Origin of the sequence: Corynebacterium sp. A21, assembly GCF_052266655.1 — a bacterium.
In the GTDB taxonomy this organism is placed as follows: domain Bacteria; phylum Actinomycetota; class Actinomycetes; order Mycobacteriales; family Mycobacteriaceae; genus Corynebacterium.
In genome coordinates, this window is sequence record NZ_JBQPQY010000003.1 from 75654 (window position 1) to 101593 (window position 25940).

27 protein-coding genes are annotated in these 25940 nt (G+C 63.6%); 12 read left to right on the forward strand and 15 right to left on the reverse strand.

Features of this window, described 5'->3' with window-relative positions; translation table 11 throughout:
* Nucleotides 1–13: 13 nt before the first annotated feature.
* From ACTU46_RS06710 to ACTU46_RS06735, 6 genes are all read right to left on the reverse strand, one after another.
* Nucleotides 14–1303: an MFS transporter gene (locus tag ACTU46_RS06710; protein WP_443380475.1), complete on the reverse strand. Its 1290-nt coding sequence runs from the start codon at nucleotides 1301–1303 to the stop codon at nucleotides 14–16.
* Nucleotides 1304–1312: 9 nt separating this feature from the next.
* Nucleotides 1313–2206: an adenosine deaminase family protein gene (locus tag ACTU46_RS06715; protein WP_443380476.1), complete on the reverse strand. Its 894-nt coding sequence runs from the start codon at nucleotides 2204–2206 to the stop codon at nucleotides 1313–1315.
* A gap of 10 nt (nucleotides 2207–2216) precedes the next feature.
* Nucleotides 2217–3074, reverse strand: a complete 858-nt coding sequence (locus ACTU46_RS06720) for an RDD family protein (protein WP_443380477.1) — start codon at nucleotides 3072–3074, stop codon at nucleotides 2217–2219.
* 83 nt (nucleotides 3075–3157) lie between these two features.
* Nucleotides 3158–4237: a YhjD/YihY/BrkB family envelope integrity protein gene (locus ACTU46_RS06725; protein WP_443380478.1), complete on the reverse strand. Its 1080-nt coding sequence runs from the start codon at nucleotides 4235–4237 to the stop codon at nucleotides 3158–3160.
* 115 nt (nucleotides 4238–4352) lie between these two features.
* On the reverse strand, nucleotides 4353–5375 hold the full coding sequence (trpS, locus tag ACTU46_RS06730; RefSeq protein WP_443380747.1) for a tryptophan--tRNA ligase: 1023 nt from the start codon (nucleotides 5373–5375) through the stop codon (nucleotides 4353–4355).
* Nucleotides 5376–5407: 32 nt separating this feature from the next.
* On the reverse strand, nucleotides 5408–6286 hold the full coding sequence (locus ACTU46_RS06735) for an MmyB family transcriptional regulator (protein WP_443380479.1): 879 nt from the start codon (nucleotides 6284–6286) through the stop codon (nucleotides 5408–5410).
* Between the two features lie 76 nt (nucleotides 6287–6362).
* Between ACTU46_RS06735 and ACTU46_RS06740 the strand changes: the two genes are divergently transcribed.
* Together ACTU46_RS06740 and ACTU46_RS06745 are read left to right on the forward strand one after the other, a co-directional pair.
* On the forward strand, nucleotides 6363–6638 hold the full coding sequence (locus ACTU46_RS06740) for a hypothetical protein (protein ID WP_443380480.1): 276 nt from the start codon (nucleotides 6363–6365) through the stop codon (nucleotides 6636–6638).
* On the forward strand, nucleotides 6635–6958 hold the full coding sequence (locus tag ACTU46_RS06745) for a hypothetical protein (RefSeq protein ID WP_443380481.1): 324 nt from the start codon (nucleotides 6635–6637) through the stop codon (nucleotides 6956–6958). Before ACTU46_RS06740 ends, ACTU46_RS06745 begins: the two co-directional genes overlap by 4 nt.
* Here the strand turns inward: ACTU46_RS06745 and ACTU46_RS06750 are convergent.
* The 4 genes from ACTU46_RS06750 to ACTU46_RS06765 form a co-directional block, all read right to left on the reverse strand.
* Nucleotides 6955–7149, reverse strand: a complete 195-nt coding sequence (locus ACTU46_RS06750) for a hypothetical protein (RefSeq protein WP_443380482.1) — start codon at nucleotides 7147–7149, stop codon at nucleotides 6955–6957. The two genes, ACTU46_RS06745 and ACTU46_RS06750, sit on opposite strands and share 4 nt — an antisense overlap.
* A 109-nt stretch (nucleotides 7150–7258) precedes the next feature.
* On the reverse strand, nucleotides 7259–8176 hold the full coding sequence (locus tag ACTU46_RS06755; RefSeq protein ID WP_443380483.1) for a trimeric intracellular cation channel family protein: 918 nt from the start codon (nucleotides 8174–8176) through the stop codon (nucleotides 7259–7261).
* Nucleotides 8177–8187: 11 nt separating this feature from the next.
* Nucleotides 8188–9084 carry an exodeoxyribonuclease III gene (locus ACTU46_RS06760; RefSeq protein ID WP_443380484.1) on the reverse strand — a complete coding sequence of 299 codons (897 nt, stop codon included), beginning with the start codon at nucleotides 9082–9084 and terminating at the stop codon, nucleotides 8188–8190.
* 9 nt (nucleotides 9085–9093) lie between these two features.
* A complete protein-coding gene (locus tag ACTU46_RS06765; protein ID WP_443380485.1) occupies nucleotides 9094–10308 on the reverse strand; it encodes an MFS transporter in 1215 nt (404 codons plus the stop codon).
* A 138-nt stretch (nucleotides 10309–10446) separates the two neighbouring features.
* Between ACTU46_RS06765 and ACTU46_RS06770 the strand changes: the two genes are divergently transcribed.
* The 6 genes from ACTU46_RS06770 to ACTU46_RS06795 all read left to right on the forward strand — a co-directional run bounded on the left by ACTU46_RS06770 (nucleotide 10447) and on the right by ACTU46_RS06795 (nucleotide 17693).
* The gene (locus ACTU46_RS06770) at nucleotides 10447–11355 is read left to right on the forward strand and encodes a siderophore-interacting protein (RefSeq protein WP_443380486.1); all 909 of its coding nucleotides are present in this window, start codon (nucleotides 10447–10449) and stop codon (nucleotides 11353–11355) included.
* A gap of 83 nt (nucleotides 11356–11438) precedes the next feature.
* Entirely contained in the window at nucleotides 11439–13655 is a 2217-nt protein-coding gene (locus tag ACTU46_RS06775) for an NADP-dependent isocitrate dehydrogenase (RefSeq protein ID WP_443380487.1), read from the forward strand.
* A gap of 199 nt (nucleotides 13656–13854) precedes the next feature.
* Entirely contained in the window at nucleotides 13855–14898 is a 1044-nt protein-coding gene (locus tag ACTU46_RS06780) for an iron-siderophore ABC transporter substrate-binding protein (protein ID WP_443380488.1), read from the forward strand.
* 7 nt (nucleotides 14899–14905) lie between these two features.
* Nucleotides 14906–15886, forward strand: a complete 981-nt coding sequence (locus tag ACTU46_RS06785) for a FecCD family ABC transporter permease (protein ID WP_443380489.1) — start codon at nucleotides 14906–14908, stop codon at nucleotides 15884–15886.
* Complete coding sequence (locus ACTU46_RS06790) at nucleotides 15883–16905, forward strand: FecCD family ABC transporter permease (protein ID WP_443380490.1); 1023 nt, start codon at nucleotides 15883–15885, stop codon at nucleotides 16903–16905. Before ACTU46_RS06785 ends, ACTU46_RS06790 begins: the two co-directional genes overlap by 4 nt.
* Nucleotides 16905–17693, forward strand: coding sequence for an ABC transporter ATP-binding protein (locus tag ACTU46_RS06795; protein WP_443380491.1), 789 nt, complete (start codon nucleotides 16905–16907; stop codon nucleotides 17691–17693). The genes ACTU46_RS06790 and ACTU46_RS06795 overlap by 1 nt, the downstream gene beginning before the upstream one ends.
* On the opposite strand, the gene ACTU46_RS06800 is transcribed toward ACTU46_RS06795, so the two are convergent.
* Nucleotides 17690–18166: a GbsR/MarR family transcriptional regulator gene (locus tag ACTU46_RS06800; RefSeq protein WP_443380492.1), complete on the reverse strand. Its 477-nt coding sequence runs from the start codon at nucleotides 18164–18166 to the stop codon at nucleotides 17690–17692. The two genes, ACTU46_RS06795 and ACTU46_RS06800, sit on opposite strands and share 4 nt — an antisense overlap.
* A gap of 208 nt (nucleotides 18167–18374) precedes the next feature.
* Here ACTU46_RS06800 and ACTU46_RS06805 point away from each other — a divergent pair, with 208 nt between their 5' ends.
* The 3 genes from ACTU46_RS06805 to ACTU46_RS06815 all read left to right on the forward strand — a co-directional run bounded on the left by ACTU46_RS06805 (nucleotide 18375) and on the right by ACTU46_RS06815 (nucleotide 22296).
* Nucleotides 18375–19691, forward strand: a complete 1317-nt coding sequence (locus tag ACTU46_RS06805) for an O-acetylhomoserine/O-acetylserine sulfhydrylase (RefSeq protein WP_443380493.1) — start codon at nucleotides 18375–18377, stop codon at nucleotides 19689–19691.
* 35 nt (nucleotides 19692–19726) lie between these two features.
* Nucleotides 19727–20875 carry a homoserine O-acetyltransferase MetX gene (gene metX / locus ACTU46_RS06810; protein WP_443380494.1) on the forward strand — a complete coding sequence of 383 codons (1149 nt, stop codon included), beginning with the start codon at nucleotides 19727–19729 and terminating at the stop codon, nucleotides 20873–20875.
* Nucleotides 20876–21060: 185 nt separating this feature from the next.
* Nucleotides 21061–22296, forward strand: a complete 1236-nt coding sequence (locus tag ACTU46_RS06815) for a hypothetical protein (RefSeq protein WP_443380495.1) — start codon at nucleotides 21061–21063, stop codon at nucleotides 22294–22296.
* A 9-nt stretch (nucleotides 22297–22305) separates the two neighbouring features.
* Here ACTU46_RS06815 and ACTU46_RS06820 read toward each other — a convergent pair whose 3' ends face one another.
* Both ACTU46_RS06820 and ACTU46_RS06825 read right to left on the reverse strand, forming a co-directional pair.
* Complete coding sequence (locus tag ACTU46_RS06820) at nucleotides 22306–22638, reverse strand: DUF3017 domain-containing protein (protein ID WP_443380496.1); 333 nt, start codon at nucleotides 22636–22638, stop codon at nucleotides 22306–22308.
* A complete protein-coding gene (locus ACTU46_RS06825) occupies nucleotides 22631–23485 on the reverse strand; it encodes a bifunctional methylenetetrahydrofolate dehydrogenase/methenyltetrahydrofolate cyclohydrolase (protein ID WP_443380497.1) in 855 nt (284 codons plus the stop codon). Before ACTU46_RS06825 ends, ACTU46_RS06820 begins: the two co-directional genes overlap by 8 nt.
* Nucleotides 23486–23518: 33 nt before the next feature.
* Between ACTU46_RS06825 and ACTU46_RS06830 the strand changes: the two genes are divergently transcribed.
* Complete coding sequence (locus ACTU46_RS06830; RefSeq protein WP_443380498.1) at nucleotides 23519–23995, forward strand: tRNA (cytidine(34)-2'-O)-methyltransferase; 477 nt, start codon at nucleotides 23519–23521, stop codon at nucleotides 23993–23995.
* A gap of 11 nt (nucleotides 23996–24006) precedes the next feature.
* On the opposite strand, the gene ACTU46_RS06835 is transcribed toward ACTU46_RS06830, so the two are convergent.
* A complete protein-coding gene (locus tag ACTU46_RS06835) occupies nucleotides 24007–25413 on the reverse strand; it encodes a PH domain-containing protein (RefSeq protein WP_443380499.1) in 1407 nt (468 codons plus the stop codon).
* Nucleotides 25410–25859, reverse strand: coding sequence for a PH domain-containing protein (locus ACTU46_RS06840; protein WP_443380748.1), 450 nt, complete (start codon nucleotides 25857–25859; stop codon nucleotides 25410–25412). Before ACTU46_RS06840 ends, ACTU46_RS06835 begins: the two co-directional genes overlap by 4 nt.
* Between the last annotated feature and the right edge of the window lie 81 nt (nucleotides 25860–25940).

Consider the following 25940-nt stretch of genomic DNA (forward strand, 5'->3'; position numbering starts at 1 on the left):
GGACCTCCCGGGTTCAGAGCTTTTCTGCGCTCCGGTCCCGAAGCAGCGATACCGCGACCAGGGCGATCACCGAGGTCAGGATCAGGTAGAGCGAGATCAGGGTGGTGCTGCCGCTCAGTGACTGCAGCCAGGTGGCGATCATCGGTGAGAAGGCGCCACCGATCAAGGCGCCGAGTCCATAGGCGATGGAGGCACCGCTGTAGCGCACCACCGCCGGGAACTGCTCGCAGAAGAGTGCGGACTGCGGACCATAGGTCAGCCCCTGCCCGATCGATAGCACGATGACCGCAGCGATCAGCAGTCCGAGGGATTGGCCGTTGATCAGCCAGAAGATCGGGAAAGCCACCAGCACCTGGAAGATGAAGCCGAATTGGTAGGTGCGGATCCGGCCAAAGCGGTCAGAGGCCACACCACCGATCCAGGTGAAGCAGAGCCAGCTCAAGGATCCGATGAGGATGGCGAAGAGCACCGGATTGCGATCCATATCGAGCACCCCGGTGGCGTAGGAGGTGATATACCCACCGACCAACAGGTAACCGCCGACGCCATTGCCCATGAAGATCAGGGCGCACAGCACCAGTGGCTTCCAGTGGTGGGCGAACAGCAGGCGCAGCGGTGAGGAAGTCGCCTCCTTCTTTTCCTTGAGCTCGGTGAACACCGGACTTTCGGAGACCCGGCGGCGGATGATGAAGCCGATGACGATCAGTATCACGCTGGCCAGGAAGGGGACGCGCCAACCCCAGGACTGGAACTGTTGTTCAGTGAGGACCGCCGAGAGCCCGGCGATCACGCTGATCGCCAGGATCATGCCGGCCGGGGCGCCCAGCTGCGGATAGACCCCATAGCGGCCACGCTTTCCGATCGGGGCATGTTCGACCGCCATCAGGGCGGCGCCACCCCACTCACCACCGGCGGAAAGACCCTGCAGTATCCGCAGCAGCGTCAGCAGGATCGGGGCGGCCACCCCGATGGTGGCGTAGGTGGGCAGCAGGCCAATGGCAAAGGTGGCTCCGCCCATCAGGGAGAGGGTGAACACCAGCACGAAGCGGCGACCATAACGGTCGCCGAGATAACCCCCGAGGATGGCCCCCAGCGGTCGGAAGACGAAGCTGACACCGGCGCTGGCGAAGGCCACCAGAGTGGCGGCTGAGGATCCGGTGATCGGTTCGAAGAAGGCTCCGACGAACACCAGGGCCAGCACCTGGGCGTAGATGAAGAAGTCGAACCACTCGATGGTGGTCCCGATGAAGGTGGCGGCGGCGATGCGCCGCTCCTCGGCTTTTACTGCGGGGCTATTCTGCACCCCGTCAGCTTAGAGATCAGTGTCGCCCGTTGCAGCGTCTTCGCTCAGTTCGCTGTCCTCGAACTCACGATAAGCCGGGAGGATCTGGTGCGCCAGAATCTCATCGCGCTGATCCTGCGGGGCGAAGGAGTTGTCGATCGCGCTCATGCACATTTCGAAGAACTCATCGATGCCGTAGTCAAAGGTCTCGCGCAGGGCGTCGAGCTCTGCGCTCAGGGTGCCGGTCCCCGGGTGCACGGCGCAGGTGAAACCCAGTTCCTGCAGCAGTGGCAGCGGGTGATCCACCAGGGCGTGATCTTCATCGACGAGGTTGGAGGGTGCCATCACCAGCAGCACGCGGCGGTCACGCACCCAGGCGGACATCCGCTGCAGGTGGATGCCCTCGACATCCACCACAAAATCCTCGAAGATGCGGACCCCGTTACCCAGCCGGACCGCACCCTGGAGGACGGCATCGCCAATGGCGATGACCTCGGCGTCCTCGCCCAGGCCGACGCTGAAGGGGATGAAGTTGCGACGCAACTCGCTCAGTTCCCCGGCGTAGACGGAGGCCAACTGGGCGTCACCGACGCCGGAGAGGTTGAAACCGACGACCTGGGGGCCGAAGTTATCGACCACCAACTTGGCGACGCCCGCGACATCGCCGCCGTGGGCGGCGCTGAGGACGAGGCGGGCGTCGATAAGCGGGGTCTTGAGGGCGGCGATCGCGGCCTCGAGGGCGGCCTGCTCCCCCACCTCCAGCAGCAGCTCGGCGTAGACCACGCCATCAGCCGCCAGGTTCTGGACCTCGGCGGCGATGTTCTCGGCGGTGACCTGGTGGTGGAGGACCACCTTGGGCAATTCAGCGATCAGCTGCGGGTTGAGGGATTTGAACTCGGGACTGATCTGCGGGGATTCATGCATACCTCTCAGCTTAACGCTTGCGGGTTACCTCGGTGCCCGCCCAGGTGTCATGCTTGCCGAGATACTGGTTGGACTGGTTGATCGAGGCTCCGATGTAGATCGCGCCGATGAAGGAGATCAGCCAACCGATGCCGGGAACCACCGCCACCAGACGCCACAGCTGCCGCTTGCCGGACTGCAGCAGACTCGGTCGGCCGCCGGTGGCCAGATCCCGCACCTCGTATCCGAAGAGGTGCTTGGCCGGGGTGGCTCCGGTCTTGAACTCCAAGCCGAGGAAGTAGAGCAGGAAAGCCAGGAACATGACAATGCCAGTCAGGGTGTCCGACCAGAAGAAGGCAAGACCGACCACGCCCGCAGCGACGGAGAAGATGATCATGTCCACCACCATCATGAGCAGTCGCAGGCCTGCCGAAGGCCGGTTGCTCAGATTGCTCTGCAGGTGCTGCTGCGGCCCACTCTGCGCCAACGGATAACCCAGGCTGCCGGCGAAACCGGAGGGCATGCCCTGGTTCGGGAAGGGTTGCTGGGTCTGGGTCTGCTGGTAGAAGGGCAGCTGTGCTCCGGGCTGGGCCTGGGTCGGCTGCGGGAACATCGCCTCCGGCAGCTTGCCGAAGTTACCCAGGTGCTCGATCTCATGCCAGGACAACTGACGGTGACTGTCAATGGCGGCATCATAGATCGCGCGGCGGGATTGCTCACCGAGCACCGAGTAGGCGGTCTGTAGCTGCTGGCGCTGCGGGTGGTGGGCCGGGAAGCCCTGGATTTCGAGCTGGGCGTCACGGCCGCTGAGCAGGGTGCGCAGCGCCTGGGTGTCATCGGAGCGGTCAAGTCCGAGGCTCTGGTAGAGGTCCCCTTGATTGATGTTCATGGCGGGTCCTTTCGTTGTTCGATATCTCCTACTCTAAGGAGAAATCAGCCCGCTGGATATCGGGGGAAGCCCTGAGAAAACACCTACTTCCGGTTGAACAGCGCCAGCGCCGCAGCTCCCGCCGCGCCGATGACGGCACCGGCCCCCAGCATCGCATTAGGGTTGTTGCGGCGGTTCCCCACCTCATTGCGTACCCGGATCACCGCCGGTTCCGGAGCCGGTACCGGGGTGATCGCCCGGGATTCCTCGGTGGTTGCCGCCCACGCGGAGCAGTAGAGCACCACGCGCCAGATCAGGTACATCACCACCATCATGCCGATGATCGGACCGAAGGTGGCACCCGCCGGGTTGGACAGCGCATTGGAGGCGAACAGTGAGAACGCCTGCTTGATCACCTCGAAGGCGAGGGCACCGATCAGCGCCGCCTGTAGACCGGAGCGACGCGGCACCTTGGTGCGCGGCAGGAAGATGATCATCCAGACCATGACCAGGAAGTTGGCCGCCACTCCGAAGAGGATGGCCAGCATAGTGGTCATGAAGTGGATTCCCGGGACCTCAGCGAGACCGACCAGATCAATCAACCGGGAGGTCAACCCGGAAGAACCGAGCGCAGTGACACCGAAGGCCACCCCCAGGGCCAGCAGCAGACCAACCAAGCCGAGCAGATCCTTGAGCTTCTTGCCCAGAAAGGCCCCCTCGGTGGGGTCCAGCCGCCACATCTTGGACACGCCGTAGCGCAGGTTGCCCATCCATCCCAGACCAGACCAGAGAGTGGTCAGGATACCAATGCCGGCCACGGAGCCACGCTGGGAGATGGCGGTCTCCAGGATAGAGTTGAGTAGGTCACCCATCTGTCCCTCCAGGGACTGCGAGATGCGGTCCTGAATGTCGATGAGCAGTTCCTCATTGGCAGCCAGGATGAAACCCAGGGTGGCGAAGACCAGCATCAGAATCGGGAAGATCGCCAGCACCGAAAAGTAGGTGATACCGGCGGCGTACTGGTTGCCGCCCATGGCGGAGTATCGCTCATTCATGGACATCACATGGTCGAACCAGCCCCACTTGCGTCGCTGCTTCTCCACCAGGCCGGGCTCGTCCCTGGTTGCCCTCTCAATACCGTACTCATCTGTGTGCCGACGATCCGGCTGGGTGCTGGTAACCACAATTGCCATCCTTCGCTTCCGAGATGAACTTTTCCCCAAGGTTACGGAGGATTACTATGTCACGCAGCACACCAGCGCTTATTGAAGCCGATTTGAAACCCAGGGCCAAGCGGCGCTAGCGACGTTTCGGTGCCAGGAAACCCACCCGGTCATAGACCTGCTCAATGACCTTCTCCGCGTACTCCCCAGCCCGCTCGGCGCCGATGGCCAGGACGCGCTCAAGCTCGGCGCGGTCTGACATGTACTCATCATATTTGGCCTTCAGCGGGGTGGTGAAGGCCTCCAGGGCATCGGCGGTATCCCCCTTGAGTGCGCCATAGCCCTGGCCCTCATAGCTGGTGACCAAGTCATCGACAGAGGTTCCCGTCAGGGCAGCCTGGATGACCAACAGGTTGGACACCCCGGGCTTGTTCTCCCGGTCGAAGCGGATCTCACCGTCATTATCGGTCACCGCGGAGCGGATCCGCTTGGCGGAGATCTTCGGATCATCGAGCAGGTTGATGATGCCCTTGGGGTTGTCCCCGGACTTAGACATCTTGGCGGTGGGGTTCTGCAGATCGTAGATCTTGGCCACCCCCTCGGGGATCAGCGGCTCCGGGACCACGAAAGTCTTCTTGTAGCGGCTGTTGAAGCGCTCCGCCAGGGTGCGGGTCAGTTCCAGGTGCTGGCGCTGGTCCTCGCCCACCGGCACGAACTGCGGGCGGTAGAGCAGGATATCGGCGGCCATCAGCATCGGGTAGGTGAATAGGCCGGCGGAGGTCCGCTCCGCACCCTGCTTGGCGGACTTGTCCTTGAACTGGGTCATGCGGTTGGCTTCACCGAAACCGGTCATGCAGGTCAGGACCCAGGTCAGCTCGGCGTGCTGCGGGACATGCGACTGCACGAAGAGGGTGGACTTGTTCGGGTCGATGCCCAGGGCCAGCAGCTGAGCGGCACCGGAGATGGTGCGCTGACGCAGTTCCTTCGGATCCTGATCCACGGTGATGGCGTGAAGATCCGGGATGAAGTAGAAGGCCTCGTAGTCGTGCTGCAGGTCAATCCACTGCTTCACGGCTCCCAGGTAGTTACCGAGGTGGTAGGAATCCGCCGTCGGCTGGATACCGGAGAGGACGCGCTGCTTCTTCTCGCTCTGCTTCATTTCGCTCTGGGGCGGCTGCTCAGTCATGCTGATCACTCTAGTGCCCGGCTCTCCGGGGCAAATGATTGTGTCCGTGCCCACTCGCCCAGGGCCACCAATTTAGCGGCGGCATCCGAACCGGGGCGCGGCAGATAGACACTGAGCACCAGTCCCGGAACGCTGTTGAGGTTCATGGTCTCGTAATTGAGATCGAGCTGGCCGACCGCCGGATGGTGGAAGCGTTTGAGACCGCTGCGCAGCAGGGCGACATCAGCGGTATCCCAGCGCCGCCGGAAGGTCTCACTCTTGCGCAGCAGCTCATCCAGCAGTTCCTTCAGTGCCGGGTCAACGTGGGTGACTGCGGCTTCCATCCGCAGCCTGGCGGCGAAGTCCTCACTGAACTGGTCGCGGTCGACCCAGAAGCTCTCGGCGGATTCGCCGAGGTAGCAGTGGCGGGCGGTGTTCGGCCGATCCGGCAGCTCCCGGTAGATCGGGTCATAGAGCGCCCGGCCCAGGACATTGGTGCCCAGAATGTCGAATTGTTCGTTGCGGATCCAGGCGGGGGTTTCGGTGATGGCATCGAGAATGCCCTGCATCATCGGGGTGATCCTGAGGGGCTTTCGCTTGGCCACACCATGGTCTCGGCGGCTCGCCCGGGCCAGGTTGGCCAGGTGGATCCGCTCCGCTTCATCCAGCTGGAGGGCCCTGGCCAAGGCAGCCAGGATGTCTGCGGAGGCGCCGGAAAGGTTTCCACGCTCGATCAGGACGTAATAGTCCACGGAGATACCGGCGAGGTCCGCCACTTCCCCGCGGCGCAGGCCCGGTACGCGTCGGGCGGTGCCGTCCAGCGGGATGCCCGCCAGTTGTGGGGTGAGGCGAGCCCGCCGGGATGAGAGGAACTCATTGATCTCTTCCTTGAGTTCTTCGCTCATCGACTACCTCGCACCACCTTCTCAGCAGGGGCCCACGACATTTCCCTCGGTCAACCCGGGGTACAGCGTCTTGAGCATGATCGCCGTACCCACAGCAATCAATGCCCCGAACAATACCCTGATCCCACCGGAGCTTTCCTCAGCTCCTAATTCCTGCCCCGCGACAGGTCGGTGTGCCTGCTACCCTGCTGCGGCTGATCGCCGGATCAGTGATCCCCTCGCCGAGGACTGGGTCGGCCACCCGCTTCTCGACGACGCGCTGGCCGCCACCGCTGTCCTCTGGTCGGCGATCTTGGCGCTTCCCGCCACTACACCGCATTCGACAACTTCCGGTTCACCTCGGGCCCGGTGAACTGGATAGACACCAACGGCGCCCCCTACGTGGTAGAGGGCGCCGGGATGACCGTTGGGACAATCCTGCTGAGCCTGCTGGCCCATGTCTTCGCATTCCTGCTCAGTGCCGGGATCGGATCCCTGGTGGGCGTGATCCGGATCAACGGCGGCATGATCCGAGCACTACTCACCAGTGCGGTTATGGCGGCGGGAATCACGGCCTTCGGCATCTGGTTGGTCAACCATCACTTCGCCGCGGAGATTCTCTGGGCCGGCATCCCCGCCACGATCATCGCCTTCGGCCTGACCTGGTGGGTCGGGCGCAGGTTGGAGGTTTAGCGGCCGAGCTTCTTGCTGGTGGGACTCAGCTTATTGAAGGCCAGGGCGATGGAACTGACGGTCAGGGCCGCACCGAGGGCGATAACCAGACCACCGATGATGGCCATCACCGAAGCGCCGACCGTGCCGACAATCCAGATGCCACCGGCCAGGGCCACAATGCCGAGGATAAGGGTGATGATTCCGCTCATGAATTCTGCTCCTATTACTGGTTGAAAGGCACTCCGGAAACCGATTCTCACCGGTTTCTCATCTAGCTTCAAAATAGCAGGTGCCAGCCAGGTGACCTACCCCAGTGCCCTAGTCTCCCCCGGTTTCCTCGGTTTCCTCGGGCGGTTTCTCCCGCGGCCACTTCTGCACCCGATCATCTGAAGACTTCTCCGACTTCCCAGGTTTCCCGGGTTTCGCAGGTTTCCCGGTACCCGGGTTTTTCATGTCCACCTCCAAGGACCACTCGGTGTCCTGTTCCTGCCGGCGTTCCCGCCGCCGCTCCTGCCGGTTGAGGAGGCGGTAACGCGCGTTGTCGAGACCAGAGCGACGCCGGGCCGTGCGCCACCCCTTGCGCAGGATCCGGTAGGACAGCCGGACCCGGGGATCGATCGGCTGATCGGCGCCACGGTACTCGAAGACCGGTAGTCCCATCTTGTAGTAGATGGCGAACAGACGGATCACAAAGGCCACGATCAGGGTGACGATGATCGCGACATTCTCCTCCACCTGAAGCTCCAGCAGTCCCACGTAGAGCAGTGCCGCCACCACCGCCACCATGGCGTAGATCTCGCTGGAAAAGACCAGCGGCATACGGTCGGAGAAGATATCACGCAGCACCCCGCCGAACACCCCGGTGACCACGGCGGCGACGACCGCGATAACCAGGCCGTGCCCCATGGATAATGCCGTCTGGGCACCGAGTACCGCGAAGACCGAAAGTCCGATGGCATCGAGCACCAGGAAGATCACCCGAAAATAGTGCATCAACCAGGAGATCGAAACGGTGATCAGTGCGGCTGCCCAGACCGCGAGCAGATATCTCGGCTCCCCCACCCAGGTCAGCGGGTAGTGGCCGAGCATGACGTCGCGGACGGTGCCACCACCGAGGGAGGTCATACTGGCGATGGCGAGGACACCGAAGAGATCCATCCGCTGACGACCAGCAGAAAGAGCGGCGGTCACCGCTTCAGCGGTGATCCCGATGACGAAGAGAACCGAGAGCAGCATGGAGACTAACTTTAGCGGTAGGTGACATTGAGTGGTGAGTGATCTGACCAGCGTTCTTCGACGCTGGCGGCCCGGTCGACCCAGGTGCGCTCGGCGCGCTCGAGCATGTTCTTCGTCGCCGCCTGATAATCGATACGCCAGCCAGCGTTGTTGTTGAAGGCCTGACCACGGTAGGTCCACCAGGTATAGGGGCCCGCCTCTTCAGGATGGAAGTGGCGGGCGACATCGAACCACTGCGGGTTCTTGGCGGCCTCGCGCACCAGACCGGAGGTGTACTCCACTGCGCCGAAATACTCCCCGGCGCCCTTCTCCACCTGGGAGCTCTCCTCCGGGAATACTCCAAAGACGGAGTCCATGAAGCGGCGCTCATCGGGCAGGAAGCCGGACTTCTTCTGGTTGGTCTTCCAGTTCTTCAGATCTTCGCGGCGGTGACAGATGTTCCAGTCGCCGCCGATAACCATGTTCTGCCGCTGTGCCCGGTCAGCGAGTACCCCGGTGAACTCATCAAGGAAGTGATACTTCTCGTCCTGCTTCTCGGTGTCCGCGGAACCGGAGGGCAGGTAGAGGGAGGCGACGGTGATGCCGAGGTAGTCACCTTCGATCCAGCGACCTGAATCCTCGAAGGAACCGAAACCGACCTGGACATCCGTCAGCGGGGCGCGGGAGAGGATACCCACCCCGGCGCGGCCCTTGGCTGCCGCCGGGGCGCCGACGTAGTGCCAACCGGCATCGAGTGCCGGGGCGAGGGCCTTTTCGGTTTCGGCGAGGGTGGCACGAACTTCCTGGAGCAGCACCACATCTGTGCCGGAATTCTGCAGCCAGGGCAGCATGCCGAGATTTTCGGGGCTGCGTTCCTTGACTGCGGCGCGGATACCGTTGACGTTGACCGAGGTGATGGTGATACTCATGGCTCCACCTTATCCAGCTGATTTTGCCCGGCGTCGCAGCAGGTAGGCCGGAACCCAGATGATGATCGCGGCAATGGAGAGTCCGGTACCCACCAGCGCGGGTGCGGAGTAGCTATAACCGGCGGCGATGACTGTGCCGCCCAGGGCGGCGCCGGCGGCGTTGGCCAAGTTGAGGGCGGAGTGGTTCAGCGCGGCGGCCAGGGTCTGCGCCTTGCCGGCCACATCCATCAGGCGGATCTGCAGACTCGGGATCAGGGCGGCGCCGAAGAAGCCGACCAGTCCGAAGTTGATGGTGCCGATGATCGGGCTGACCGAGGAGAAGTAGAAACCGGTGAGCACCAGGGCGATCATGACCAGGGCAAAGAGAATGCCGAATTCGAGATTACGGTCCGCCAGGCGGCCACCGAACCAGTTGCCGGCCACTGAACCGACGCCGTAGACCATGAGCACCAGCCACATCCAGTTCGCATCCAACCCGGCACGCTCGGTCATGGTCCAGGAGATGTAGGTGTAGACGGCGAACATGCCGCCGAAGCCCACGGTGCCGATCGCGAGTGTCAGCCAGACCTGGGATTTCCCCAGCGCGCCGAGTTCGGTCCGTGGGTCCGTCGGCTTCATCTCGGTCATGTGCGGCATGAGGAACCACAGTCCCGTGATCGTGATCAGGCCGAGCACCGCGACCAGGGCGTAGGCCCAGGACCAGCCGAAGCCCTGCCCCAGGGCCTGGGCGGCAGGGACGCCGGCGACCGTGGCCACCGACAGTCCCATCCCGACGAAGGCAATGGCCCGGCCGCGCTGTCCGGGTGGTGCCATGGATGCGGCGGCGAGACCGGCGATGGAGAAGTAGGCACCGTGGGGCAGGCCCGCGAGGAAACGGGAGGCCATGAGGAGCCCATAGCTGTCGGCGAAGACCGAGAGCGCGTTTCCGATGGTGAAGGCGAGCATGAGGATGAGCAGCAGACGTCGCCGGGGCACGAGGCCGGTTAAGGCGGTGATCAGCGGGGCGCCGATGACCACGCCCAGGGCGTAGGCGGTGATGATGTGGCCGGCCTGATCCTCGGCGATCCGGAAATCATCGGCGATCATACTGAGCAGGCCCATGGAGACAAACTCGGTGGTACCGATGGCGAATCCACCGATCGCCAGGGCGACCATCACAATGATGCGGCGGGTATTGGTGATCTCAGTCTGCCGCGGCAGGGGGCGGCGATTCAGTGGACTCAATGAGCGTTTTTGCACAAGGTGACACCCTACATTCCTTCGTAGATTCCCTCGACACGTACCAAACCCCAGAACAGGTAGGTTAGGCTTTGCTAATCAATATCCGCGCCCGTAGCTCACCCAGAAAGCTGAGAACGCCACATGACATTCACCGCGCAGGGACCCGTCCGAGCGATCGTGGAGGAGGTACACCAGCTCTCCCCGAATTTCCGCCGCATTGCCTTCGGCGGCCCCGAGCTGGCGGCGCTCGGTACCGACGGCCCCGCCTATGACCAGCGCATCAAGCTGATCTTCCCGGGGCCGGCCGGAACACTCCCGGATCTGTCCCGATCCGCTGACTGGTACCGGGACTGGCTGGCACTGCCCGGGGAGGAGCGTGGCATCATGCGCACCTACTCAATCCGCCAGCTGACGCAGGACGACAACAGAACCCGCATCACCGTGGATTTCGTGCTGCATCTGACCGAGGGCACGTCCGGCCCCGCTGCGACCTGGGCCGCGCAGGCCACCCCGGGCCAGGAGATCCTGATCCACGGCCCGCGCCGGGGACAGTCGCAGCTGGGCGTGGAATTCAACCCCGGCCAGGCGCAGGAGGTGGTATTGCTCGGCGATGAGACCGCCGCCCCGGCGATCGCCCGGATGCTGGAGGACCTGCAGGGCACGGGGCTGCGTGGCAGCGCATATATAGAGGTGCCCGGCCCCGAGGATGCCCTGCTTATCGACGCCCCTTCGGAGTTCAATGTGCACTGGCTCGCCCGGGAGGGTGCTCCCCACGGAAGTCGGCTGGCCCCGGCGCTCGGCCTGCATCTGAGCGAGGAACCCGAGGCAGACGAGAGCCCCGACCTGGTCTGGGAAACCCCGGCCTTCTCCGGCACCGGGGAGGAATTGTCCCCGGCGTCCACACCGGCCACCGGTACCTATTATTGGATCGCCGGGGAGAGCGGCGTCGTCAAGCAACTGCGACGCAATCTGGTGCAGGGCGCGGGGGTGGAACGCCGTCAGGTGGCCTTCATGGGGTATTGGAAGTTGGGGGTCTCGATGCGTGGCTGACACCCCTGCCGACGCATTAGCCACCTACTTATCGGTATCCTTAGTGCCGATAGACAGAGAACTCATATATCAAGGGAGTCACATTGGCTAAGATCATCTACACCCGCACCGACGAGGCACCGCTGCTCGCGACCTACTCGCTCAAGCCCGTTGTCGAGGCTTTCGCAGGGACCGCTGGCATCGAAGTTGAGACCCGCGATATCTCGCTGGCCGGCCGCATCCTCGCCCTGTTCCCGGAGCGCCTGACTGCGGAACAGCGCGTCGACGATGCCCTCGCCGAGCTCGGTGAGCTGGCCAAGACCCCGGATGCCAACATCATCAAGCTGCCGAACATCTCCGCTTCGGTACCGCAGCTGCAGGCTGCCATCAAGGAGCTACAGGCCCAGGGCTATGACATCCCGGACTACCCGGAGAACCTGAACACCGATGAGGAGAAGGCCACCCGCTCCCGCTATGACGCGGTAAAGGGCTCCGCCGTAAACCCGGTCCTGCGTGAGGGCAACTCCGACCGTCGCGCTCCGATCGCGGTGAAGAACTTCGTCAAGAAGTTCCCGCACCGCATGGGCGTCTGGACCGCCGATTCCAAGACCAATGTCGCCACCATGTCCGCCAATGACTTCCGCCACAACGAGAAGTCCGTCATCATGCCGGCCGCCGACACCCTGAACATCGTTCACGTCGGCACCGACGGCTCCGAGAGCATCCTCAAGGAGGGCCTGAAGGTCCTCGAGGGTGAAGTCATTGACGGCACCGTCCTGCGCGCCGAGGCCCTCAAGCACTTCCTGGCCGAGCAGGTCTCCCGCGCTAAGGAAGAGGGTGTGCTCTTCTCCGTGCACCTGAAGGCCACCATGATGAAGGTCTCCGACCCGATCATCTTCGGCTACGTCGTCCGCGCCTTCTTCAGCGAGGTCTTCGACAAGTACGGCGAGCAGCTCGAGGCCGCCGGCCTCAACGGTGAGAACGGCCTGGCCGCGATCTACGCCGGCCTGGACTCCCTGGACAACGGCGCCGAGATCAAGGCCGCCTTCGACGCTGCCATGGAAAACGGCCCGGACCTGGCCATGGTGAACTCCGCCAAGGGCATCACCAACCTGCACATCCCCTCTGACGTCATCGTCGACGCCTCCATGCCGGCCATGATCCGCTCCGCCGGCCACATGTGGAACAAGGACGACCAGGAGCAGGACACCCTGGCCGTTATCCCGGACTCCTCCTACGCCGGTGTCTTCCAGGCTGTCATCGAGGACTGCCGGGCCAACGGCTCCTTCGACCCGACCACCATGGGCACCGTCCCGAACGTCGGCCTGATGGCACAGAAGGCTGAGGAGTACGGCTCCCACGACAAGACCTTCAAGATCGCCGCCGACGGCAAGGTCGAGATCCGCAACGCCGCCGGTGAGGTCATCATCGAGCACGAGGTCTCCGAGGGCGATATCTGGCGTGCCTGCCAGGCCAAGGATGCCCCGATCCAGGACTGGGTCAAGCTGGCCGTCAACCGCACCCGCCTCTCCGGCATGCCCGCCATCTTCTGGCTGGACCCCGAGCGCGCCCACGACCGCAACCTGACCACCCTGGTGGAGAAGTACCTGGGCGACCACGACACCGAGGGCCTGGACATCCAGATCCTTTCCCCGGTCGAGGCCACCAAGGTCTCCGTCGAGCGCATCCGTCGCGGCGAGGACACCATCTCGGTCACCGGCAACGTCCTGCGTGACTACAACACCGACCTCTTCCCGATCCTCGAGCTGGGCACCTCCGCCAAGATGCTCTCCGTTGTGCCGCTGATGGCCGGTGGCGGACTCTTCGAGACCGGTGCCGGTGGCTCCGCCCCGAAGCACGTCCAGCAGCTCCAGGAGGAGAACCACCTGCGCTGGGATTCCCTGGGCGAGTTCCTGGCCCTGGCTGAGTCCCTGCGCCACTTCGCCAACACCGGTGATGCCCCGAAGGCTTCCGTCCTGGCCGATGCCCTGGACAAGGCCACCGAGAAGCTGCTCAACGAGGGCAAGTCCCCTTCCCGCAAGGTCGGCGAGATCGACAACCGTGGCTCCCACTTCTGGCTGACCAACTTCTGGGCCCAGGAACTGGCCACCCAGACCGAGGATGCCGAGCTGGCCGCCCTCTTCGCCCCCGTCGCCGAGGCACTGTCCGCAGCTGCCGAGGAGATCGACCAGGAGCTCATCGAGAACCAGGGCAACGCTGTCGACCTGGGCGGCTACTACGCCCCGAACGACGAGAAGATCGAGGCCGCTATGCGCCCCTCCACGAAGTTCAACGAGATCATCGCAACGCTGGTCAAGTAACTTTCTTTTCCTGCCCGGACCTTAGGTCCTGAGCTGGAAGAACACCCCGCCCACCGCCCTGTGCGGTGGCGGGGTGTTCTGCTTTCCCCCTTCGACCCACCACCAATGTTCAATATTTTTGAAAGTATAGGGTAGGCTAACTTATCTGAAACCTGTGTGGCGGTAGGTCACGCACCTCATTTTCCGATAAAGGAGACCCATGGCAATCTGGAACACCTCCCCCGCCCGCCGTCGATCCGCGATACTCGCACTGGGTGCCGTATTCGCGCTGAGTGCCTGCACCAACACCGACACCTCCGCCGAGCCAGACGCAGCCACGGATGGTGACTGGACGCCGGTGAACATCGACAGTGCCTTGGGAACCGCCACCATCGAGGAAGAGCCGGAGCGCATTGTCACCCTGGGCCAGGGTTCCACCGAGACCGCCATCGCCCTGGGCACCACTCCGGTCGGCATTGAGGAGTACTCCTGGGGCTCCGATGAAACCGGCTATTTGCCCTGGATCCACGAGGCGGTGACCGAGCGCGGCGAGGAACTGCCCACCCAGTTCACCGGCGCCACCGAACTCGACATCGAGGCCATCGTCGAGCTGGAACCGGACCTCATCCTCGCCCCGTGGTCCGGAGTCACCCAGGAGCAGTATGACCTGCTCTCCGACATCGCCCCCACCGTCGCCTACCCGGAGCAGCCGTGGACCATCGAATGGGAGCAGCAGATCGAACTCATCGGCCAGGCCATGGGCAAGGACGAGGAAGCTGCGGACCTGATCACCGACATCGAGACCCAGCTGTCCGAGGCCGCCGTCCCGGAATATGCGGGCCTGAGCTTCTCCTATATCTACAACTCCGGGCCGGGCACCCTCGGGGTGTTCTACCCGGAGGAACAGCGCGCCGCCATGGTCGAGGCCATGGGACTGACCCCGGATCCGGTGATCGAGGAACTGCGCGGGCAATTCGACGCCCCCGGAACCCAGTCCGCCCTGATCGGCCTGGAAAACGCGGACAAGTTGCAGGACTCCGATCTGATCTTCACCTTCTACTCCGATGAAGCCAACCGCGAGGCCACAGAAGCTCAGCCGCTCTACGGTGCCATCCCCGCCGTGGAACGCGGATCTGTTGTCGCCGCCGCTGACCAACCCTTCGTCACCGCGTCCTCGCTGATCAATCCACTGACCGTCCCTTGGGTCATTGAGCGCTACCAGCCGATGATCGATGAGGCCGTGGCCCACCTCGAGGAAAACTAAGCCACGGATGCCTCGTGCCCTGATCCTCTTCACCCTCACCGTCCTCCTGGGGGTGACGTGTATTTTGAGCCTCTTCCTGGGTTCACGCCCCAATGGGATGGCGGAGGTGGTGACAGTGCTCACCGGCCACGGCGACCCCTACCTCGAACAGGTGGTGGACTCCCGGATCCCGCGGACGATCATGGGAATGATCGTCGGTGCCACCCTGGCGGTCTCCGGGACCCTGATCCAGGGAATCACCCGCAACCCGCTGGGCGAGCCTGGCCTACTCGGCATCAGTGTCGGTGCCGCCGCGGCGATTGTCACTGGTACGGCTGTACTAGGCGCGCTGGGTGGCACCGCCACCATGATTCTGGCCCTGATCGGAGCCCTCGTGGCGGTCAGTGTCGTGCTCGGACTGGGAGGCCGTTCCAGTTCCCGGGGCATCGTCCCGCTGATCCTGGCAGGTGCAGTGGTCAGTGCGGTACTGCACGCCTATATCAACGCGATGATCCTGCTCCGACCCCAGACCTTCGACTCCTACCGCTACTGGATGGTGGGTTCCCTCAACGGGGTGGACCTGGCACACCTGGTGCAGCTGGGCCCGGTGCTGCTGATCGGTACCGTGCTGGCCCTCGGAACGGCCCGGGGGCTCAATGCCCTGGCACTCGGCGAGGAAACCGCGATCTCGCTGGGCTTCCGGGTCGGCGCCACCCGCCTGGCCGGCATCCTCTCGGCAGCACTGTTGGCTGCCGCGGCCACCGCCATCGCCGGCCCCATCAGCTTCATCGGGCTGGCGGTCCCCCATATTCTGCGGGCGCTCTTCGGTGAGGACTTCCGCTGGCGGATCCCCGCCGCCCTGATCGGTGGCGCGCTGGCATTGGTCGCCGCAGATATTCTGGCGCGCATTCTGATCCGCCCGCAGGAACTGATGGTCGGCATCCTCACCGCTTTCCTCGGGGCCCCCTTCCTCCTGTGGGCGGTCCGCCGTGGGGCCGTGATGAAATGAGCCTCTTTCACCTCGGTGGGCACATCGCCCTGCCCTACCGACGCCGCAGCGTGCTGATCTGGTCTCTTGCCGGCCTGCTGCTCCTGCTTCTGGGACTGGCAACGCTGAGCCTGGGCCGACTCGGCCTCGGCGCCGGGGAGCTCCTGGCGCTGCTACGCGGCGAAGCCGGTGCCAGCACCGAGTTCGTGTTCACCCGGGTCCGTGGCCCCCGCCTCCTGGTGGCGATCTTCGCCGGCGCCGCCTTCGGACTCTCCGGGGCGCTCTTTCAGACCGTCACCCGGAACCCGCTGGGAAGCCCCGATGTGTTGGGCCTCGCGGCCGGTGCCGGTGCCGGCGTGGCCCTGGTGACGTTGCTCTCCCCGGTTCCGCTGCCCGCTCCGGTCGGCGCGCTGGCAGGTGCCGTTGTGGCTATCTCGCTGGTGGCATTTTCCACCGGCAAGGGGTTATCCTCCACCTCGCGGATCATCATTGCCGGCATTGCGGTGGCGGCAATGGCCACCGCGATCACCCAGTTCGTGGTCACCGCAACCCTGCGTGATGAGGCCAGCCAGCTCTCGGCCTATATTGTGGGTTCCCTGAACTCCCGGGATATGGGCCAGGTCGCGGTGATCGCGGCCACGCTGGTGATCGCCACTCCCCTGCTGCTCTCGATTTCCCCACGCTTGCAGTTGATGGAGCTCGGCGATGAACTGGCCACCTCGCTCGGCGGCCGAGCGGAACACACCCGGTCCCGGGCGATCCTGCTCTCGGTGGTGCTCGCGGCGATGGCGGTGGCGGTGGCCGGTCCCATCGCCTTCGTGGCGTTAATGAGCCCACATGCCGCCCGGATGCTCACCCGCACCTCGGGGCCGAATCTGGTGGGTTCCGCACTGACCGGCGCAGTCCTCCTCGTGCTCGCCGACCTGGCCACCCAACAGATACCGCTCTTCGAGGGACTACCGGTGGGTGTCATCACCGCCGGCATCGGTGGCGTGTTCCTGGGATATCTGCTGATCAAGGAATGGAAGAAGGGACACTGATGTCAACAACTGGATTACAGGCGCGTGGTTTGAGAATCGGCTATGGCGGGGATCCCGTTATCCCGGACCTTGATTTCCGGGTGCCCGAGGGCTGCTTCACCGCGATCATCGGCCCCAATGGCTGCGGTAAATCCACGCTGGTGAAGTCCCTGACCAGGGTGCTGCGCACCGCTCCCGGCATGGTGCTTCTCGACGACCGCGAACTCGGCGATTACCGTCCCCGCCAGCTCGCCCGGCAGCTGGCACTGCTCCCGCAGCACCCGGTGGTGCCGGAGGGGGTGACGGTGCGCGGCCTGGTCAATCGTGGCCGCTACCCCTATCACGGCCCACTGCGGCAGTGGTCCGCCGAGGATCCGAAGGCCATCACCGAAGCCCTGGCAGATACCGGTCTGAGCGCACTGGCGGAGAGCACCGTGGCTGATCTTTCCGGCGGGCAGCGGCAACGCGCCTGGCTGGCCATGGTGCTCGCCCAACAGACCCGGTATGTGCTGCTTGATGAGCCCACCTCTTTCCTCGACATTGCCCACCAGATCGAAGTATTACGCCTGTGCCGGAAAATCACGGCCACCGGCCGCACCGTGGTAGCGGTGCTACACGACCTGAACCAGGCCGCCCGCTACGCCGATGAACTGGTGGTGATGCAGCAGGGAAAGATCGTGGCCCAGGGGAAACCCGCCGAGGTGCTCACCGCCGACCTGGTCCGGGAGGTCTTCAACCTGGAAGCCATGATCGCCGCCGACCCCTGGTCCGGCACCCCGATGGTGGTGCCGGTGGAGGATCCCGGCTAGTCTTCGCGACGTCGGAAAGCGAGCTCTTTTTTATGCTCCCGCCAGGCACTCCGCAGATCCAGCTCCTCGGTGAGCCAGGACATGTAGTCATGCATATTGCGCAGGCGCGGCCGCGCCGGGCTCTCGGCGGGCATCACCGCCAGAGCTGCCGCGGCCAGATCACGCTGCGCGGCGAGGTAGTTGTACTCGTGTTCCAGGAAGCCGGCCCACACGTCATCATCCATGATGAACCAGTCCGCGCGACTGCCCGGACGACGGGTACGCCGGATGAATCCCGCCTGCTCCAACCGACGCACCGCAGTGGACACTGAGCCGCGGCTGATCGCCAGCTCCTCGGCCAGTTGGGCGGCACTGACCCCGTTGCCCTCATCCAACATCAGTTGTCCGACGATCCTTCCCTGGATCTCGGCACCACCGTTCGCCGACCAGTAGCGGGCAAACGTGTCGGTGAAATCTTTGGCAGGGGTACTCATGCCTTCCAAGGATAGTTCGCCACCCGACGGGAAAGGGCCTCGGGGGGCGACCATCCACCCGGGGGCACACCGCTTGGTCTGGCCATATTTTCACCCCATGAACAGGGAGTTCAGCTAAAAGTAGACCGAGCTGTTTGCCAAGTTCCCGGAGCAGGGTTATCGTCGTGGACAGCTAACCCACACCCAATGAAACCAAGGATGCGCTGACATGCCGAAGTATGACAACTCCAATGCCACCGAGTGGGGTTTTGAAACCCGCTCCATCCATGCCGGTCAGCCGGTGGACTCCGATACCGGTGCCCGCAACCTGCCGATTCACCTCACCACCGCCTTCGTCTTCGACTCCGCAGAGCACGCCAAGCAGCGCTTCGCCCTGGAGGATCTCGGCCCGGTGTACTCCCGGCTGACCAACCCGACGGTGGAGGCCGTGGAGAATCGTCTCGCTTCCCTCGAGGGCGGGGTACACGCTGTCATGTTCGCCTCCGGCCAGGCAGCCACCACCGCCGCGATCTTCAACCTCGCCGGCACCGGCTCCCACGTGGTCACCTCCCCGCGCCTCTACGGCGGCACCGAGACCCTCTTCCAGGTGACCATGGCGCGTCTGGGCATCGAGTTCACTTTCGTGACCAACCCGGATGACCCGGAGTCCTGGCAGGCAGCTGTCCAGGAGAACACCGTCGCCTTCTTCGGCGAGACCTTCGCGAACCCGCAGGCAGACGTCCTGGACATCCCGGCCATCGCCGAGGTCGCACACCGCAACAGCGTGCCGCTGATCATCGACAACACCGTGGCCACCGCCGCACTGGTCCGCCCGTTGGAGTTGGGCGCTGATATCGTCGTCGCCTCGACCACCAAGTTCTACACCGGCAATGGCTCCGCCTTGGGCGGCGTGCTCGTCGACGGCGGCACCTTCGACTGGACCATCGAACGCAACGGCAAGCCCGTCTTCCCGGACTTCGTCACCCCGGATCCGGCCTACCATGGCCTGAAGTACGCCGACCTGGGTGCTCCGGCTTTCGGCCTGAAGGCACGCGTCGGCCTGCTGCGCGACACCGGTGCCGCCCCCTCGCCCTTCAACGCCTGGGTGACCGCACAAGGCCTGGATACCCTCTCCCTGCGCATCGAGCGTCACAATGAGAATGCCGAGAAGGTCGCCGAGTTCCTCGACGCTCACCCGAAGGTGACGAAGGTCAACTACGCCGGGCTCAAGTCCTCCCCCTGGTACGCCACCAAGGAGAAGCTGGGTCTGAAGTACACCGGTTCGGTGCTGACCTTCGAGATCGACGGTGGCAAGGACACCGCCTGGACCTTCATCGACAGCCTGAAGCTGCACTCCAACCTGGCCAATATCGGTGATGTGCGTTCCCTGGTCGTCCACCCGGCCACCACCACCCACTCCCAGTCCGATGAACACGGCCTGGCCCGCGCTGGCATCACCCAGTCCACTGTGCGCCTCTCTGTCGGCATCGAGAACATCGATGACATCCTCGCCGATCTGCAGCTCGGCTTCGACGCTCTCAACTAGTACAGCTGCACCAGAAAGCACAGGTGGTTCCTCCCATGACCAAGCTCGCCCCGGCCGGAGAACTGGCCGTCGTCCCCATCGGTGATTTCCCCACCGAGGCCGGGGGCCTGATCGACGATGCCTTCATCGCGTACCAGCGGTGGGGCGAGCTCCAGATCACCGCGGACGGTGCCACCAATGTACTGCTCATCGAGCATGCCCTCACCGGCGACTCCGATGTGGTGGAGTGGTGGAAGGGCCTCGTCGGCCCGGGCATGGCCCTGGACACCAACCGCTTCTGCATCATCTGCACCAATGTCATCGGCGGCTGCATGGGCTCGGTCGGCCCAGCCTCCCGCCATCCCGACGGCGACCACTGGGGCTCCCGCTTCCCGGCACTGTCCATCCGCGATCAGGTCGACGCCGAAAAAGCGCTTCTCGACGTCCTGGGCATCAACCGCCTCGCCGGGGTCATCGGTGGCAGCATGGGCGGGGCACGCACCCTGGAATGGACTCTGATGTACCCGGAACTGGTCGATTCCGCCCTGGTCATCGCGGTCTCCGCCCGTGCCAGCGCCTGGCAGATCGGCATCCAGTCCGCCCAGATCTCCATGATCGAGAACGATCTCTTCTGGCACGGCGGTGACTACCACGACACCGGCTACACCCCGAGCGCCGGACTCGGCGGTGCCCGCAAGCTGGCCCACCTGACCTACCGTGGCGAACTGGAGGTCGACGAGCGCTTCGGTTCCGATGCTCAAACCGGTGAAAACCCACTAGGCACCTTTCGCGACCGCAAACAGCGCTTTGCGGTCCAGAGCTACCTCGACCACCAGGCCCGGAAACTGATGGAGCGTTTCGACGCCGGCTCCTATGTCATCCTCACCGATTCCATGAACCGGCATGACATCAGCCGGGGCCGCGGCGGGCTGAACAAGGCCCTGGCAGCCTCCACCGTGCCCACCATGGTCGTTGGCGTGGACACCGATATTTTGTACCCCTACCACCAGCAGGAACACCTCAGCCGAAATCTGGGCAATCTGCTGGCGATGGGCAAGATCTCCTCCCCGGTGGGCCATGACGCCTTCCTCGCGGAGTTCCGGCAGATGGACAATATCCTCCGCCGCTTCATCGCCCTGGCGGAGCCCACCCTCAATCTCCCGGACTTTCCGGAGCTGACCGGCAAGATCGAGTTCTACATCTAGCATGTATCGGCGCGGCCGCCATCCCGCCGGTACCCCAATGGGCGCCCCCTCGGAAAGCCTTCCCACCTGCTGTTTTGATATCAAAATCCCCCCGAAGGGGCCAATGTGTCCGGCCCTTCCCCTAGGTTCTGAATCGAACATATTTTCTATTGGTTGAAGTCCTGGGGTGGACTTCGGGGAGGACCATGATGAATCCCAAGGAAGCAGCAACCGAGAAACCCATACAGCCCTACTACCGTTCCACCGACCCCACCGATCCCGCAGCTCTATGGAATATGCAGCGAAACCGGATGGACCTGGAATTATGGACCCAGCTCGCCCCAGCGATGGAAGAGGATGTCGACACTATCGCCTCACAGCTGGGCAATCGCACCGGCCTGACCAAGAACGCCGTGTTGAGGTGGGCCGCTATCGTCGATCTGCTGGAGCTCTACCCGCTCATCGCCACCCATAACCGAGATCTTGGGCTCCTGGATTTCCCACGGTTGAAGGCTATCGAAAATGGACTGATAGCAGTCACCAAACCGGAGATCATTGCAGAGCTGGACCGAAGGATCACCACATATCTGACCCCCATCAGGAAGAGCCAGGTATTACCCGGCGCAAGGGCCATCCGGGCCCTCATCCGGAAGCTGCTCGCAGAACTCGATCCGGAAGCCGCCGAGAAGGAATCCGACCCGAGGGGTCATGGCATCCATTTCTCTTCCGACGGCGGTGGGACCACAAGGATCGAGATGACCGTCCCCGACGACCAAGCCGCCGAGATCCGGAAGGTCCTGGCAATGATTGCGGCACGCAAGAAGAACGGCACCTTGCTCGGGGCCTTCCTGAAACTAATCCGGGGCGAGCTTCCACCACGGGTAACCTTCAACGTCTATGGCCCGGTGGGTGGCAAGCCGGTCTACTTATCCGGTGGAGGCTGGTTAGATGACCGACAATCTGCGGAGTGGGAAGAACGGGTCACCGATGTCCGAGACATGGATGCGGCAGAGCAGGAGATCACCCCGGCCTACCGCCCCACCACCGGTATTGCGCAGGCGGTCAAGGGCCGCGACGGCACCTGCCGTTTCCCTGACTGCACCATCGCAGCCGAGCACTGCGAGCTGGACCATGTGATCAATCATGCAGCTGGTGGTGCCACAGCAGTAGAGAATCTTCAATCTCTGTGCGGTCATCATCACAATGTCAAGACTGGTCGCCGTATGACCGCATCCATGGATAAGAACGGTGTCGTGACCTGGAAATATCCGGATGGCACCACAGTGGTCACCTTCCCACAGGGACCGCTGACCAAGGACAACAAGCTCTTCGGCCAGACCTTCGCACAGCGACGTGCCAAGCGCATCGAGCAACGGCGAAAGAGCCACGAAGCTCCAGAGCCTCCCTTGACTCCGGACTTCGAGGAGGAGCCGCCCTTCTAGTTCCGGGCGCTAGCTTCCCAACGCATCAATCGAGGAGGAGAGAAAAACCAGTCCCCCGCCGAGCATCAGGTTGAAGATGGTGTCGAATCGTCTGGAGCGGACCGCCAAGACGCCGAGCACCTTCGAATCGCAGCTCAACCTCAGGACGGCGAGCCAGATCATCGCCGCCCCGAGGGTGAAGGTTGCCCGCCGCCAGTGCTCAGTGAGGGCAAACCCTGAGGCCACCACAAAGGCCAGTAGGAATGCCGCCATGCCCAGCAGCTGGAGGAATCGGGGCAGCACTGAAGGTCGCAAGCCCACATCATGTGGGTTGCTCAGTGCGGTCGCCGATAAATCAGGCATTGGCGAGCCGTTCGGCCCGCTCCACGACATTGGCCAGCAGGAAGGTGCGGGTCATCGGACCGACACCACCGGGGTTCGGGGAGACCGCACCAGCGACCTCCCAGACATCCGGGTGGACGTCGCCAAGCAACTTGCCCTCAACGCGGGAAACTCCGACGTCGAGAACGGCGGCACCCGGCTTGATCATGTCGGCGGTCAGCATGTGTGCCTTACCGGCTGCCGCGATGATGACGTCCGCCTGCAGGGTCTCAGCTTTGAGGTCCTTGGTGCCGGTGTGGCACAGGGTGACGGTGGAGTTCTCGCTGCGGCGGGTCAGCATCAGACCGATCGGCCGACCGACGGTCACACCACGACCGATGACGACCACCTTGGCGCCGTTGAGCTCGACACCGAAACGGCGCAGCAGCTGGATCGAACCATTCGGGGTGCAGGGCAACGGAGCGGGTTCATTGAGAACCAGCTTGCCCAAGTTCACCGGGTGCAGGCCATCGGCGTCCTTTGCCGGATCAATGCGCTCGAGCACCGCGTTCTCATTGAGGTGCTTCGGCAGCGGCAGCTGCACGATGTAGCCGGTGCAGGCCGGGTCCGCATTGAGCTCGTCAATGACGGCATTGAGTTCCTCCTGGGTCACATCGGCCGGCAGATCGCGGCGGATGGAATTGACCCCGATCTCCGCGCAATCCCGGTGCTTCATCTTCACGTAGGAGTGGGAGCCGGGGTCCTCGCCGACCAGCACCGTGGCCAGGCCCGGGGTGATCCCCTTCTCCTTGAGTGCGGCCACTCGTGTGGCCAGGTCAGCGAAGATCTCTTCGCGGTACAGTTTTCCGTCAAGTTTGATCGCAGTCACGAGCCCCATTATTCCACGCTTAGAATGAATTCCATGCCTGCTCCCCTACTGCACGTGATTTTTGAGAACCCCGTGATCCCACCGAACACCGGAAACGCCATCCGAATGTGTGCCGGAACGGGGGCCCACCTGCATCTGGTAGAACCCCTGGGATTTGATCTGAGTGAAAAACATCTGCGTAGAGCGGGTCTGGACTATCACGATCTGGCGGAGGTCACGGTACACCCGACCCTCAACGACTGCCTCGATTCCATCCCGGAGTCCCGCATCTTTGCCTTCGCCACCCGGGCCAGCTCCTTCCACACCGAGATCACCTACCAACCTGGTGATGCCCTGCTCTTCGGCACTGAGCCCACCGGATTGACGGAGCTTGCTCTCGCTCACCCCCGTATCACCAAGGAGGTGCGGATCCCGATGCTCTCGGGGCGGCGTTCCATGAATCTCTCGAACTGTGCCGCGGTGGGCACCTATGAGGCCTGGCGCCAGCTGGGTTTCCCCGGTGGGAACTGACCAGCCAGAACCTAACTCCGAAGCTCCAGCTCCGGTAGCTTCCGGCGTTGCAGCCAGTCCACCAGCTCCCGCCCCTTGGCTGCATTGAGGTCCTCACCAGCCATGCGTACCGGCCCTGCGACCAGGTCCATCCGCACCGTGCAGAGGTTGACGAGCTGCTGCAGCGGACCATGGCTGAGCGTCACTTCCTGAATGTGTGAGGGTTCGATCATGGATACCCGCCGACTCAGCCGGCCCTTGTGCACGATGACAGCGTGATCCAGGAGTGTCACACCCTGCTGTTTCCGGTCGATCGGTGACACCCAGCGGGCGATCCGAGGACTGCTGAAATCGGGGTGGGTCGGCCCTTCCGGCCGGGCCTGCTCCTCAATCTCTGCCAGGCTCAGCGGACCCAGTACCGCAGCCACCGCGACCGCCTGTTCCCGAGAGCCGACCGGGAAGAGCGTCGATGTGCCGGTCTTCTTGTCGGATTCCTGGCCGTACCCCGCGACGGTGACATCCACTGCCCACCAGCCGATGAACCGCCAAAGAAGAGGCTGTCGGATCTTCACACCATGGATCCGATGCAGCGGGATGGACTGGCGACGTCGGTCAGCCAGCCCATAGGAGAGGTGGACAACCTCACCTTCCAGCCTGGCATTGAACTTCCAGCTGCGGTCGATCTGCCCCCAGACGATCGGCAGCACACCAACCAACACCGGCAGAGCTGAGGCCGGGGCAATCGGGGTGAGCAGCAGGATGATGATGCCCACCGCGGAGATAATCGCGGGAATACTCAGAAGGGCACCGAGCAGGGAACGCTGGATCGGAATCTCCGGCACCAGGACATCAGACTTCGGTTCCCCGGGTACCGGGGAGACATCCAAACCAGAGATCTCAGAAACGGGGACCTCAGCAACAGCCGGACCCCGTGTGTAGGCCAACAGCTCCTGGCGCAGTTGTTCGGCTTCGGCTTTGCGCAGGTAGGCGATCTCAATGACGGAGTTTCCGCCGCCAGCAGTTTCCACTCTTACTGCGGCGACCCGGAAGATGCGGGCGATGACCGACTCCACGACGTCGACAGCCTGGACCCGGTCATACCTGGCAGTGCGCAGCTGGGTGTTCAGCACACCGCGTTTGAGCTGTACTTCTTCATCTGTGATGCGGAAACCCGTGGCTTTCCACCAGATCTGTGACACCCACCAGATCAGGACGAAGGCGAGCACCAGTCCGCCGACACCAATCAGGAGGGATACCCAGGCCTGGCTGAACTCCCCGCTGAAAAATCCCCAGAGGCTGTTGAGGGTGGAGATGTTGAAGTTGAAGATCAGGGCGGCGAAGACCGCCAGAATGAGGGTCCAGAAACGTAGCAGCGGGGTTAGCCGGTGCACCCGCCGGAACTCTTCAGCAGCAGGTGGGACAGCAGCAGGTTGTGTCACAGCCCACTCATCCTCTCCCGTGCTTTCACTGCTAGGCGTTCCCGCAAAGCCTCCGCCTCGGCGGCCGGCAGTCCCTGCACCGAGGAGTCAGAGGTGGCGGATGCGGTGTGCAGGTCGACTGATTTGAGCCCGAGGGAACGCTCAATGGGTCCGGCCTTGACGTCGACGAATTGGATGCGGCCGTAGGGAACGACGGTGAAGGTGTACCAGAGTTTTCCCTTGGTGATCAGCAGTTCATTCTCGGTTTCCAACCATCCCAGCCGTTTGACCTGCTGCGGGATCAGCCACGCCTGCCAGCCCAACAACAGCAGGGCCACGAGGCTGCCGAGCTGCCACCAGTGGCTGAAGACGAATCCCAGCACCAGGAAGACGATCAAGACCACCAGAATCCACGGCAATCGGCCCAGGTAGCGGGCGGTGGTGAGCTTCGGGGAGACGGGGTTCATCTCCGGCAGCTCGCCGGAAGGTGGTTCCTGCTGAGTGTCCATGTCTTACACTCTGCCAAAAACTGCGAAGTACAGTCTGCC